10 protein-coding genes are annotated in these 12,958 nt (G+C 63.5%); 9 read left to right on the top strand and 1 reads right to left on the bottom strand.

Annotation, left to right across the window (positions count from 1 at the left end; translation table 11 throughout):
• The 4 genes from KDH09_11990 to KDH09_11975 form a co-directional block, all read left to right on the top strand.
• A partial coding sequence (locus KDH09_11990; GenBank protein MCB0220409.1) for a F0F1 ATP synthase subunit beta occupies positions 1-345 on the top strand: 345 nt, incomplete at its 5' end.
• A 26-nt stretch (positions 346-371) separates the two neighbouring features.
• Positions 372-788, top strand: a complete 417-nt coding sequence (gene atpC / locus KDH09_11985) for an ATP synthase F1 subunit epsilon (GenBank protein ID MCB0220408.1) — start codon at positions 372-374, stop codon at positions 786-788.
• 306 nt (positions 789-1,094) lie between these two features.
• Positions 1,095-5,348 carry a hypothetical protein gene (locus tag KDH09_11980; GenBank protein MCB0220407.1) on the top strand — a complete coding sequence of 1,418 codons (4,254 nt, stop codon included), beginning with the start codon at positions 1,095-1,097 and terminating at the stop codon, positions 5,346-5,348.
• A 3-nt stretch (positions 5,349-5,351) separates the two neighbouring features.
• On the top strand, positions 5,352-6,359 hold the full coding sequence (locus KDH09_11975) for a DUF2804 domain-containing protein (GenBank protein MCB0220406.1): 1,008 nt from the start codon (positions 5,352-5,354) through the stop codon (positions 6,357-6,359).
• 197 nt (positions 6,360-6,556) lie between these two features.
• Here the strand turns inward: KDH09_11975 and KDH09_11970 are convergent, their stop codons facing one another.
• A complete protein-coding gene (locus KDH09_11970; GenBank protein ID MCB0220405.1) occupies positions 6,557-7,591 on the bottom strand; it encodes a hypothetical protein in 1,035 nt (344 codons plus the stop codon).
• 103 nt (positions 7,592-7,694) lie between these two features.
• On the opposite strand from KDH09_11970, the gene KDH09_11965 reads away from it, so the two are divergent.
• From KDH09_11965 to KDH09_11945, 5 genes are all read left to right on the top strand, one after another.
• Positions 7,695-8,495, top strand: a complete 801-nt coding sequence (locus KDH09_11965; protein MCB0220404.1) for a prepilin peptidase — start codon at positions 7,695-7,697, stop codon at positions 8,493-8,495.
• On the top strand, positions 8,492-10,087 hold the full coding sequence (locus tag KDH09_11960; protein MCB0220403.1) for a HAMP domain-containing protein: 1,596 nt from the start codon (positions 8,492-8,494) through the stop codon (positions 10,085-10,087). The genes KDH09_11965 and KDH09_11960 overlap by 4 nt, the downstream gene beginning before the upstream one ends.
• The gene (locus KDH09_11955; protein MCB0220402.1) at positions 10,087-11,493 is read left to right on the top strand and encodes a sigma-54-dependent Fis family transcriptional regulator; all 1,407 of its coding nucleotides are present in this window, start codon (positions 10,087-10,089) and stop codon (positions 11,491-11,493) included. The genes KDH09_11960 and KDH09_11955 overlap by 1 nt, the downstream gene beginning before the upstream one ends.
• 245 nt (positions 11,494-11,738) lie before the next feature.
• Positions 11,739-12,314, top strand: a complete 576-nt coding sequence (locus KDH09_11950) for a hypothetical protein (protein ID MCB0220401.1) — start codon at positions 11,739-11,741, stop codon at positions 12,312-12,314.
• A gap of 31 nt (positions 12,315-12,345) precedes the next feature.
• The gene (locus KDH09_11945) at positions 12,346-12,948 is read left to right on the top strand and encodes a prepilin-type N-terminal cleavage/methylation domain-containing protein (GenBank protein MCB0220400.1); all 603 of its coding nucleotides are present in this window, start codon (positions 12,346-12,348) and stop codon (positions 12,946-12,948) included.
• Positions 12,949-12,958: the final 10 nt, after the last annotated feature.

Below are 12,958 nucleotides of genomic sequence, written 5' to 3'. Positions count from 1 at the left end.
GGCGATGAACACTACAACGTCGCCCGCGGCGTGCAGGAAGTTCTTCAGCGCTACAAGGATCTGCAGGACATCATCGCCATTCTCGGCATGGACGAGCTCTCCGAAGAGGACAAGATGGCGGTGGCCCGCGCCCGCAAGATCCAGCGCTTCCTCTCGCAGCCCTTCCATGTGGCCGAGCAGTTCACCGGCATGAAGGGCAAGTACGTCAAGCTCGAAGACACGATCCGCTCCTTCAAGGAAATCCTCGAGGGCAAGCACGACGATCTTCCCGAGCAGGCTTTCTACCTGGTGGGAGCGATTGAAGAAGCAGTGGAGAAGGCCAAGCAGCTTGCCGAAGGCAACTGATCCTGGTCGAAGCGTAGGGAACGCAGATGAGCAACACGTTCAATCTTGAGGTCGTCACGCCAGGTGGCAAGGTCTTCGCCGGTCAGGCAGAAGAACTCATTGCGCCGGGCACCCTGGGTGAGTTCGGCATCCTGCCGGGTCACATCAGCTTCCTCAGCTCGCTCGATGCCGGTCCGATGATCGTCAGCGATGGATCCTCGAAGGACTACTACGTGGTCTACGGCGGATTTTGCGAAGTACGCGCCGACAAGGTCGTCGTGCTGGCCGACCGCGTGGAGAAAGCCTCGGATCTCTCGCAGTCCGAGGCCGAGGAAGCCCTTGGCGATGCCAATGCGCGCCTGGCCGAGGCGGGCTCCGACAAGGACGCCTACGAGAAGGCCCTGCGCGAGGTCGGAGACGCCCGCGCGCGTCTGATCACCCTGGCTCGGATGAACGCCCACTGATTTACAAACATTTCGCTGACTTTACGAAGAGGCCCGCCGCACCCCGGCGGGCTTTTTCATTGGGGCAGGGCGCAAATTCCCCGGAATTTCAGGGGGTTGGAGTGAGCGGCAGTTACACCAGACACCGGCTGTCGCTTTGACCCGCAATGGCGCAATCCGGCATACTTTGCCCCCGGAGAAGCTGAATACGGGGGCGTTTGTCCCTCTCATCAGTGACGCGGAAGAAACGCGCGCGCAGCGGGCCGTGGGGGCTTGGGCTGGCGCGTGCCGCGATGCATGCAAGACGAGCCGAGTCAGAGGAACAATATGAGACGACACCTTGGCAAATACGTCTGGGGTTGGTTGCGCATTGCCGTGGTGGCGCTGGTGCTCATTCCCAGCGCGATGAACTGCGGCGGCAGCCGCAAGGGACCCGCTTACCTGGGCATCCGCGACATTCGCTATTCGAAAGAGCTCGCCATCGAGCTCATTCAGCCCGACCTGCAGCGCCGCACCTGGGAATTCAGCGACCCCGAGATCCTGACCACCGACGAGAGCATGGAAGTGCAGGGGCGCATCCGCTCGCGCAATGCGACGCTGCGCGCCTTCGTAAACGGCGAGATCTTCGAGGTCGAGGGACCCGAAGAGCGTTCGGGCAACTTCTACATGAAGAAGGTGCCGCTCAAACTGGGCGTCAACGAGATCGTCATCACGGCGACCGAAGGCACCAAGAGCAACGAAGAGCGCTTCGAGATCACGCGCACCGAGCAGGCGTCCAAGATCACGCTCAAGAGCCCGAGCGATGGCGACTATATGCGTGAGCGCTGGGCCACGGTCGAGGGCGAAGCGGCGCTCGATATCGAAAACCTGCAGATCAACGGCATCGCCGCCGTGCGCGAAGGCGAGGAGAGCCCGCGCTTTTCCGCCAAAGGCGTGATTCTCAAAGACGGCGAGAACATCCTGGTACTCACCGGCCGCGATGAAGAAGACCGCATCTGGCGCACCACGGCCACGGTGCTTCGCGACGTCACCGCGCCAAAGCTCGACATCACCTATCCGCCTGTGGACACGGTGACCAACCAGCCGCTCATCACGCTGGAGGGAACCATCGACGATCCGGCGGCCAAGTTCGAGATCAACGGCAAACCCGTCACCGTCGATGCCGAAGGCAAGTTCGCCATGGACATGCCCATCGAGGGGCTCGAAGGGCGCTTCGATTTCTATGCCGTCGACAAGGTCGGCAACGAAACGCGCGTGCAGCGCGTGGTGAAGATCGACAACACCAGGCCGGGCATCACGGTGACCTCGCCCAAGTCCGGCGTGGTTGTGAGCGAGCTGCCGCTCAATCTGCAGGTGCTGGCGAGCAAGACGCCCGCGAAACTCGAGGTGCTGCTCGATGGTGAGAGCATTGCGAAGGGCGATCTGGCAACCCGTGAGACTGCGTTCCCCGTCAAGGTCATGGACGTGCCCGACGGCACCCATGAGCTTATCGCCCGCATCCACGACGATGCCGGTAACACCGCCGACCAGAAGCTCAAGGTTGTCACCGATCTGCGCGAACCGACGATCCGCATCGAGGGCATCAGTGAGGGAATCAGCGTCGAGCGCACCACGATCAAAGTGGACGTGGAAGACCCCAGCCTGGTGCGCAACTCGGTGGAGATCACCATCAACGGCAAGCGTTTCAAGAGCGGGGGAACCCTGGATTACCGCAAGCACGGTTCGGGCAAGATGACCCTACGCGTGGCGGCCGCCGACCGGGCCGGCCGCAAGGCGGTTGAGGAGATCCACTTCGACCTCGAGCGCAACTACCTCAAGAGCTACATGGCCGAGCTGGAGAAACAGTGGCGCGCCGACAACCGGCGAAGCCGCGGCCTGGTAGATCCGCTCATCGCGGATCTCAAGCGCGCCGGGGCGTGGAAGGAACTCACCGCCACCTACGACGCCATTTCAGAAGACATGAGCGCCAAGCCCCCGCGCGCGACCGATCCCGATATCGTGCGCGCGTTCAAGGCGTTCGAGTCGATCTATCCCGAGCCCTACGAGATGGACGAGCTGCGCACCTTCTACGAGGCTTCGCGCGACCTGGCCCGGCAGGGCGTGTTCCGCGACTTCGCCGAAGTGATTTCAGAGGCCAATCGCCTGGGCGCCTGGCAGATGACCGACGCCATGGCCGAGGTGATTTCCGAGCCCGACAAGAACGGGCACTCCCTGCTCACCGACATCGTCTGGATCCTCGACGTGTTCGCGCGCTATCCCAAGCAGCGTCAGATGTTCGCCGCGCTGGTGAACCTGCCCAAACTCGAGCTCGATCTCGATCCCAAGACCAAGGAAGATTTTTTCGACATCCCGCTCGAACTGCTCGAAACCTTCTTCGACCAGCCCAAAAAGGATTTCGAGGGACTCATCAACTACCAGGCAAAGATCGTGGGCACCGGCGCCCACAAACTGGGGCCGCGCGGTTTCTATGAAGCCATCGAGTTCCGCGGCGGATCCAACCTGGTGCAGACGGCCTATGAGCCGCTCACCTGCATCCTCGATGAACAAAAGGACCGCCCCTATGACCGCCTGCTCAAGAGCTGGGCCGTCTTCATTCACGAGTATCTCAAGGACGATCGCCGCTTCAAGATCACCCAGGGAATTCTGAAGATTGCCAAGAGCGCCCTTGAGAACGACGTGCTCGACTCGGCCTCGATCCTGATGAACTACGAAGAGATTCCCCAGATGCACGAGGCCTTCCAGGTGCTCTCGGAAAAGGAAGTCTTCGACAAGGCGATGACCGACCTTGGGAAGGTGCTCGCTGCCAAGGACAACGAGGGCAGGCCGGTGACCTACAGCCTGCTCATCGCCCTCGACGGGTTCTTTGAAAAGGACGAGATCCATCCCCAGCAGAACTATGCCGAGACCATGCTCGACGGGGTGGAGCGTCTTCTCCAGCGTGACAAGAACGGGGAGAACTCCCTCGAAATCGTCCTCGACATCTTCCTGGACAAGCTCACCCAGGAACAGCGCCTGCGCTTTGGTGAAGTGTTCAAGTACCATACCCTGGCCGACGGCACGAAGGTGCTCGCCCGCGGCCGCAAGTTCCCCTCGGACAATCAGCGCCTGCTCAAGCTGATGGACATCGCCTACTCGCCGCTCTCGTGCGGTATGCCCATTGCATTCACCGACATCGTCGTGCCCATCAACATGCCGGGCATGCCCATCAAGTTCCCCTCGAAGAACATCGCCATCGATGCCTTCGAAGCCTCGGCCGAGTTGGAGGCCAGCACCGCTGCCAAGATGGCGGGCCTGTTCGACTTCCTGGCGAAAACTGCGGCCATCGGCGACCTCTTCTGCGAGCCCGATATTCTCTCGGAACTCGTGGCCGATCCCGCGCCGATCCGCGCGCTGCTCAAGGAAACGCCCCTCGAAGAAGCGTTCACCATGATTCAGGCGCTGGCCAAGCGCGGCGACGCGCCCTACCTCGTCGAGATGATCCACTCGCTCTATCTCTCGGGCGCTTCGGGCCTCTTTGACCCGACCATGAACGCCGTGTTCGAGCAGGGTGTGATTGAGAACTCCATCGCCGTGCTCCGCGCCGTGCGCGACGCGCGGCTGAGTTCCAATCCCAAGCGCAAGGCGCTCAGCGTGTTCCTGGACTTCGTCGCGTTCACCCTGCGCGAGCCGCCCAACCGCCGCCACCGGCTGGTGCGTCCGTTCCTCCTGCTGCTCGACCGCATCATCTCGCAGGACGAAATGCGCCAGCTCATCCAGACCCAGCTCAACTTCGTTGCCGACGTGCTCAACAACCCGCCGCCGGGACTCGACCTGCATGAACTCGACAACCTGGCCGGCGAAATGTACGGCTGTGACAAGAACGCGAAGGCCACGCGGGCCTTTGCCAAGATGCTCGACGACAATCCCAAGAACGGCGACTTCCGCTACCTGCTCAAGCACGCGCGCACGTATCTGGATGCTCCGCCGGAACTGGCGGTCGCCTTCAATGCCATGATTGCCGACGTGCTCGACAAGGGTCTGGCCACCGAGCTTCTCTTTACGCTTCAGCAGTGGGCCAAGCTCGACCAGCGCTACGACTTCGTACTCGAGGAATCGCTCGCCAATGTGCTTCGTCCCAACCGGAATGACTGGGCTGCGCTCGATCCGCTGCTCTATGGAATTCTGAAAACCTCGGCGCCGGTCATCATCGAGCGGCGCACCCAGTTCAAGGAAGTGCTCTCGGACAAGAACCGTCCGGTGCTCAGAAAGCTGATGGGCTATCCCTTCAAGGCCATGGAGCTCGATGGCAAGAACAGCTACATGGAACGCATGGTGCCGGCCGCGCGCATCTTTATGGAGTCCAAGGACAAAGGCGCGCGCGAACTCTACATGAACGATGTCATGCGCGGCTTCCACGTGCTGCTGCGCGAGCACGTGACCCGCGCGCTCGCCAACTCGCACGAGAAGGCCTACGAGCTAGGTTACTACAATCCCGCGCGTGAGCCCGACCTGCTCGAAGCCTTCGCCGACGTGCTCGACGAATCGCTTCGCAAGTGGGGATCGCACAAGAAGACGAGCAAGGCGCCCGCGGGCGGAAACTAGGCAGTGAAGATTGAAGTCAGCGCCCCGCCTGCTGCGCGGCAGGCCGGGGCCTACCAGTACGGCCGCTACCCGGGCCCCATTGCCGATCCCAATGTCAGCGTCCCCGGCGTCATGGGCCGCATGCGGCTCAAGGAATGGCACTACCTCTCGGCGACGACCGACCGCTGGTTCGTCGCCTTTGCCCTCGTGCAACTCGGCTACGTCGCCAATATCTTTGCCTACGTGATCGATCGAGAAGATCCGGCAAACAAGCGCGAGTTCGAGGCCCTCTCTCCGGGGGGCAGGGGTTTGAGCTTTGCAAAGAGTTCCACCGAGGGCGTCACCCTCTGGGATGCCAAGGGGGCGCGGGTGCGTGTCTCTTCGGAGCCCGGGCAGTGGCGCGCCGAGCTCGACCTGCCGCTGGGCGATGAGCGGCTCGAAGGCGAGTTTTTCGTAAAGCCCGAGGGCGAGAGCCTGGGCCTGCTCTTTGAGCTTGAAAAGGACCGCGCCGCCTACACGCACAAGGCCGCGGGCCTCCCCGCGGGCGGCGCGCTCCGGCTCGGCGGGCGCGACGTGGATCTCGGCAACGCACTTGGCGCCAGCGACTGGACCCGCTCGGCCGCGCGCCGCACGACCAAGTGGAACTGGGCGGCCTTTTCCGGCCATGCGGTCGATGGCCGGCGCGTCGGGCTCAACCTCTCGGCCGATGTCTACGACAACGCCGCGGGCGTCTCCCAGGAAAACGTGCTCTTTGTCGACGGGAAGCTCTATGCGCTTGAAGGCGTGCGCTTTGAAATGCCGAAGAATCCCTCGCGCGAGCCCTGGCGCCTGCGCTCGGTGGGCGGCGACTGGCTGAGCCTCGACTTCACGCCGCTGGGCGCGCGCAAGCAGCGCCTGAACCTCGGGGTGATTCGCAGCGATTTCATCCAGCCCTACGGGACCTTCGCCGGAACCATCAAAGTGCCGGGCGAAGCCCCCATCGAACTCGGCAACGTCTTCGGCGTGGTCGAGGACCACCTGGCCGTCTGGTGATGCAAGAAGGGCGAGGCGTGCCGCATCCCTACACTTATCTCGTACACTCGCACCCGTCATCCCGACCGTAGCGAAGCGCAGCGGAGGGATCTCGCAATTTCAAACCAGCGCTGACTCTTGAGCAGGAACATCGCTATTCGCGACTGTGAGATCCCTCGGCTTCGCTCGGGATGACGGGAGATGGTGGTGCGGGGATCCTACAGAATTCCGAACTGCGCGTTGCCGCGGTACTGCGGGCCGTAGTAGCGGTCGTTCTGCACCAGGTGCAGCCGCGTAATCAGCACCCAGTGGATCAGCCCGTCGTCGGCTTCGACGCCGCTGGGCGGGTTGAGATCCCAGGCGCCGCGCACCATGGCCGCGCGCGCGGCCTCGGCGTAGGCGGGCTCTCCCTCCAGGCGGTAGATGCGCGTCGAGAGCTGCTCGCCCTGCAGGTTCATGGTGGTCTCTACGATGGCATAGCCCTGCGCCCCCACCGGGATAGAGGCGGCAAACCCGCGCGAGTAGAGCTGGCCGAGCATCTGGTCGAAGACCCGCTGCCCCACGCGGCGGATGAAGCCCGCGTATTTGAAGCTCTTGGCATTGAGCAGGGTGAACTGGCCCTGGGGCAGGTTCGGGTCGAGGGCGTCGAGACTCTCGCCCACCGGAAGGGGCAGGGCGTTTTCGCCCCCGCCGCCGCCATTGGCGGCCGCCTCGGCCGCCTTGCGCCGCTGCTCGGCCAGGACCTTCGCGATTTGCTCCCCGGTGGGAAAGAGTGCGCGCACATCGGCGATCTGTCCCTCAGAGGCTTCTTCTTCGCTGCCGGGTTCGGGCGAGTGGGTGCCCGGCGCGTCTTCTGAATCACTGCCGGGCTCGGCGCTCTGCTGCCGGGCCTTCTCACCGGGAAGCGGCGCGCCGCGCGGGCCGACCATCTGCTTGTCATAACTGGCGGCCCGGTCGGCCACGTAGCGCGACTCGTCGGGCTCGATGTCGTTGGCCCGGGAATTCTCGATGATCTGCCCGCGCGCGGGCGACTGCTGCTGAAACGCTTCGCTCTGCGGGGGCAGGGGGGCGAGGTCCACCCACTGGAGGTCATCGGGGCGCGGGGTGGGCTCGCGGAGCGAGGCCAGCCAGGGCGCCGCGTAGCGCGCGAACAGGGCGATGAGCAGCAGGTTGAGCAGCGCCGAGACCACAAAGGGCCAGCGCGGCCTGCGTCGCTCCCGCTCTCTTCGAAGTTGCTGGTACCGCTCGCTCATCTCTTGCTCTTGGTTACAATCTCTCCAGGTGAGCGCTCGCGGCTTGTGCGATCAGCACCCGCGGGGTAGATTGCTGCCGAGGTCTTCAACCCCTGGCACCCCAATGGAACTGACGCTCCAAAGCGCACCCCTGTTCTGGGACATCCTTGTCGTTCTGCTCGGTGCTTCCATCGGAAGCTTCATCGGCGTGCTCATTGCGCGCCTGCCCGAGGACCTCTCGGTCGTCCAGCCGCCATCATACTGTTTTCGTTGCGGTCATCCCATTGCCTGGTACGACAACCTGCCCTTACTTAGTTACTGGATCGCCGGCGGCAAGTGCCGCCGTTGCGGCGGGCATTTCTCGCCCGGCCACTTCTTCATCGAGCTCTACGTGGCGGCGCTCACCTGGTTGCTCTGGCGCTATCTGGGCCCCACCTGGGAGCTTTTTCCGGCCTGGTTGCTCACCTGGGTGCTCATCCCTATTTCCGTGATCGACGCGCGCGAGCAGATTATTCCCGATGAACTCTCCATCGGCGGACTCGTCATTGCCCTGGGAATCTCCTTCCTGCCCGGCGGGCTCTCCCCCCAGGAGGCGGCGCTCGCCGCAGTGGCCGGCGGCGGAACCCTGTGGGCCGTCGCCGCGGCCTATTTGAAACTGCGCGGCCATGAAGGCATGGGCACCGGCGACTTCAAGCTGCTGGCCATGATCGGCGCCTTCGTGGGGCTCAAGGGCACGCTGCTGGCGGTGATGGTGGCCTCGGTGGTGGGCAGCGTGCTCGGCGGCGGTTACCTGCTGCTCAGCCGTTCGGGCTCTCGCACGCCCATTCCCTTCGGGCCGTTTCTGGCGCTCGGCGGCTTTCTGGCCCTGCTTTTTCCCGATGAAATCGTGCAGGTCTACCTGCGCCTGGTGGGGAGCCTGCTGTGAGCGAGAATCCCCAGGAGAACTCCCAAAAGACCCGGCCGCTGCTGCTGGAGATCTTTCTGGAGATGGCCGTGCTGGGTGCGATCGAGTTCGTGCTCATCACCCTGGTGCTCAGCTTCCTGATCGGTCGCCAGCGCTTTGGTGAACACCAGCTTCGCGCCGAGCAGGTGGCTCACGCCGTGGGCGCCGCCGTTGCCAGCGGTGGCAAGACCGAGCGCGAATACGCGCGCCTTGCCGCCGGGCTCACCACCCAGACGCCCGGCTACGGGGGCAAGGGCCTGCGGGTGGTGGTCTACCACCCGGGTCGCGGCCTGCAGCTTCTGGCGGGTTTCAAGAGCGAAGAAGAAGTGAACGATCGGATGCGCCAGCTTCTCAAGGAAGCCCACCTGGCGCGTCAGACCCTGCGCCCGGGCAGCCTGGAGCCCCGGCCGGTCTTTGGCTTCGACGAGCCTCCCTGGGTCTGGGCGGCCGTGCCGATGGGGCTTAATCCCAACACCCCGCCGCAGGGGGCGGTGCTGGTCGGCGTGCCGACCACCCCGCTCTGGGATTCCATCGCCGGGCAGTGGCTGCTGGCCGCCTACGTGGCGATCCTGCTGGTGACCCTGCTGTGGCTGGGCGCCGACCGAGTTCGCAAGCTTGTTATTGAACCACTTAAGGAACTGGTCGCCGCCTCGCGCAGCGTGACCGAGGGCGAGCGCCACTACGAGCTGACCGAGCCGAAGACCAGCGAGATGCTCGAACTCGAAGGGCATTTTGAGGAGATGACCACCCAGCTCTTCGAGCGAGAGCAGCAATTGGAGGCCCGGCTGGCCCAACTGGAACTGGCTCAAAATGAGCTGATCCAGTCGGAGAAACTGGCCACCGTAGGCAAGCTTGCCTCGGGCGTCGCCCACGAGGTCGGCAACCCCCTGAGCGCTGTTTCGGGTTACCTGGAACTGCTTGAAGATCCCACGCTCGACCCCGAGACCCGCAAGGATCTTGCGGCCCGCGCAGCCCGGGAAATTGAGCGCGCCGGGGACATTGTGCGGGGGCTTCTCGATCTTTCAAAACCCCGTGATTTCAAGCCGGTAGACCTCGAACTTCAGGCGCTGATTGAAGGAATTGTCTCGCTGGTCAAGGGTAGGAAAATCTTTCATAATATTTCCATTGAGCACGACTCTTCCCGGCCCGTGCGGGTGCTGGCCGACCCGGGGTTGATTGAGCAGGTACTGGTCAATCTCTTCCTCAACGCCGCCGATGCCATGGGCGGCGAGGGGCAGATTCGCGTCGAGGTCGCGCGCGAGCGCGTGCCCGAGGAAGTCCTGCTGATCCCCGGCGAGGGAAGCTCCCTCCGGCGGGGTGAAGAGGCGGTGCGGATCGCCGTGAGCGACAGCGGCCCGGGCATCGCGGCCGAGGCGGCCGCGCATCTGTTCGAGCCGTTCTTTACGACCAAGGAACCCGGACGCGGCACCGGCCTGGGGCTCTCGGTCAGCTCGCAGATGCTCATCCGCCACGGCGGAATCCTTCGGCTGGCAAGCGCCGGCGGACCCGGAGCGGGCGGGGCAACTTTTGAAATCTGGCTACCCGCCAACGAGGGAGCCGAAAGCAGCACGTAATGGCCAGGGCGCAACACACAGAGACCGACCGCAACAATGAGCGGATCCTTGTCGTCGACGACGAGGAGAACATGCGCCACATGCTCTCGGTGATGCTGCATCGCGAGGGCTACGAAGTTGTCACGGTCCCCGACGGCAAGAGCGCGCTCGACACGCTCGAGACCACGCCGCTCGACATCATCCTCTGCGACATCCGGATGCCCCGCATGGACGGGCTGAGCTTTCTCAAGGAATTTCGCGCCCGCGGCTTGAAGCCCGGCGTGGTGATGATGAGCGCCTACGGCACTTACGATCAAGCGGTCGAGGCGCTGCGCCTTGGGGCCGACGACTACATCTCCAAACCCTTCAAAAGCAGTGAAATCCTTCTGGTTTTGGAGAAACTGCGCGAGCGCCGGAAGAAGGGCGCGGCCACCCGCGTGGAGTCGCCCTCCAACCGCGAGGGCAATGACTTCAGCATCGACGACGTGCTGGCCGAGAGCGCGCCGATGTGCGCGATACTCGATACCGTTCGCAAGATCGCCAACTACAAGACGACCGTCCTGATCTCCGGTGAGAGCGGTACGGGCAAGGAACTCATTGCCAAGGCGATTCACACGAGCGGCGAGCGCGCGGGCAAGCCCTTCGTCGCCGTCAATTGCGGCGCCATTCCCGAGAACCTGCTTGAGAGCGAGCTCTTCGGCTACGCCAAGGGCGCCTTCACCGATGCCTCCCACGACAAGGCCGGCCTGTTCGAGGAAGCCCAGGGCGGCACGCTCTTCCTGGACGAAATCGGCGAGCTGCCGCTGGCGTTGCAGGTCAAGCTGCTGCGCGTCCTGCAGGAAGAAGAGATCCGGCGCGTCGGCGAGAATCGCCCGCGCAAGGTGGACGTGCGCATCGTGGCGGCGACGCTGCGGGACCTGGAAAAGGACGTCGAGGACGGACGTTTCCGCCGCGACCTGTTCTACCGGCTCAACGTCCTGCCGTTGAAGATCCCGCCGCTTCGCGAGCGCCCCGAAGACATCCTGATGCTGGCCGACTTCTTTGTGGGCCGCTTCGCCGAGCGCCTGGGGCGGGAGGCCATGACCCTGACCAGCGAGGCCCGCAACGCCCTTCGCCACTACGAGTGGCCCGGCAATGTGCGCGAGCTGGAGAACGTGATCGAGCGCGCCATCGTGCTCAACGACTCCGAGAGCATCGGCGTTTCGGATCTGCCGTTCTCGCCGACACAAGGCACTGGAATTGCTGGTGATTTCCCGAACAGCGAGCGCGAGGGGCTCTCGATCAAGAAGTGGACGGCCCGGATCGAGCGCGAACTCATCGCCCGGGCGCTGGAGCAGACCGGTGGCAACCGCACAAGGGCCGCAAAACTGCTCGAAATCTCCCACAGGGCCTTGCTTTACAAGATCAAAGAGTATGGTTTGAGCTGATGTGCGAAAAGTTTGCGTATCCCGGACGTGTAGCGGCAACCTGAAATGTGTAGATTTGTTCATTGACGCGACGCGTTTAGGGGCGGGTTTTTAAGAAAACCCTGTAATATCAGTTAGTTGTAATTTGTGGGGCTGACGGAATGATCCTTGCGTAAGAACTGGGGCAACAAAAGGGTAGGCGTATGCAGATTCAGGCGAAAATAGACTCTCGCAGCCACAGGCGGCGCGCCAGGGGCGGATTCACCATGATCGAAGTGATGGTGGTGGTGGCCCTGATCGGTGTGATGAGCACCGTGGCGGCCTCGCGCTTCGGGCTGCTTGTGCGCCGGGAGTGGGCGGTCCGTGACGGCGCCCGCGGCATTCGCAACACCCTGGTGCTGGCGGCGGCGGAGGCACGTTCCCACGGGACGCTGGTGAGCGTCTACCTGGGCTCGAGCGACTGCACCGCCGGCGGTATTTCAGAAAAATACTATTCCTACGAACACGGAAGTGTCTGCACCAGCGTCGAGTTGCCCAAGAACATCTACTTCGGCAATTCCACGGGCATTGGATCCGGTCCGATTTCCGCCGCCGGTGAACACGGGCAGGGCGATGGCGACGGAATCGCATTACCCGGCAATAGCGTGACCTTCAACGCGCAGGGTTTTGTTACCGTTCCGCTTTCGACCGATCAGGATGCCATCTACGTGTATTTCCGCGAGGAAGGCACGGGCGGCGACCCGCGTTTTGCGCGGGCCATTACCGTCAGCCTGCTTGGCCGGCCTTCGCTCTACAAGTGGGACATTGACGGCAACGAATGGGACCGAATCGACCGGCGCTAGAGACGCCGGTCACAGCCATCTGGAGACGCTCATGCGACAGGGCACGAACAATCGGATTCGCAACTCGCTCAAGCAGCGCGGCACGCATGCGCGGGCGGGCTTCACCCTGATGGAGGTGATGGTCGCCATGGCCGTCATCGCCATCGGCACCCTGACCGTGTCCCTGGCGCTGGTGCAGTCGATCAAATCCAACCGGGTGGCCAACGCGTATTCGATCATGGTTGCACTGATCAATGACTGGACCGAGCGCCTGCAGGGCATTCCGCGCACCGAGGCAGGGATTGTTTTCCCGGCCTGGCCCGGCTGCATTGCGGCGGGCGGCTCCGACTATGTCTCGATCATCAACGGCACGCCGCTGGATACACCCAACACGGGCACGGGCTACACGACACTGGTGAGTGATTTTGCCGGTGGCGGCGTGCTCGATGGCACGGGCGTGGTCGTTGCCTACGACCTGGACGCCTATTGCCCGCCCGCCCGTCGCGGGAAGGCGGCATCCCCCGAGATCTCGAACACCTATCGCCTGGTGGGACGCGCGTTTCTGGTCGAGGACGTCGACCCGGGCGGCAATCCCTACAGCATCATTTCCTCCCAGGACCTGAGCCTGATTTTCTCCGACCGGCCGCTGCAATAGGAAGGTTTTT

Source organism: Chrysiogenia bacterium, assembly GCA_020434085.1.
Taxonomy (GTDB): Bacteria; JAGRBM01; JAGRBM01; order JAGRBM01; family JAGRBM01; genus JAGRBM01.
The sequence above is the reverse complement of the archived record's forward strand: the minus strand, read 5'-3'. Positions and strand labels throughout refer to the sequence as shown.

Coding starts and splice junctions, on each gene's coding strand:
- atpC (MCB0220408.1), top strand. CDS start 372: ATGAGCAACACGTTCAATCTTGAGGTCGTCACGCCAGGTGGCAAGGTC.
- KDH09_11980 (MCB0220407.1), top strand. CDS start 1,095: ATGAGACGACACCTTGGCAAATACGTCTGGGGTTGGTTGCGCATTGCC.
- KDH09_11970 (MCB0220405.1), bottom strand. CDS start 7,591: ATGAGCGAGCGGTACCAGCAACTTCGAAGAGAGCGGGAGCGACGCAGG.
- KDH09_11965 (MCB0220404.1), top strand. CDS start 7,695: ATGGAACTGACGCTCCAAAGCGCACCCCTGTTCTGGGACATCCTTGTC.
- KDH09_11955 (MCB0220402.1), top strand. CDS start 10,087: ATGGCCAGGGCGCAACACACAGAGACCGACCGCAACAATGAGCGGATC.
- KDH09_11950 (MCB0220401.1), top strand. CDS start 11,739: ATGATCGAAGTGATGGTGGTGGTGGCCCTGATCGGTGTGATGAGCACC.
- KDH09_11945 (MCB0220400.1), top strand. CDS start 12,346: ATGCGACAGGGCACGAACAATCGGATTCGCAACTCGCTCAAGCAGCGC.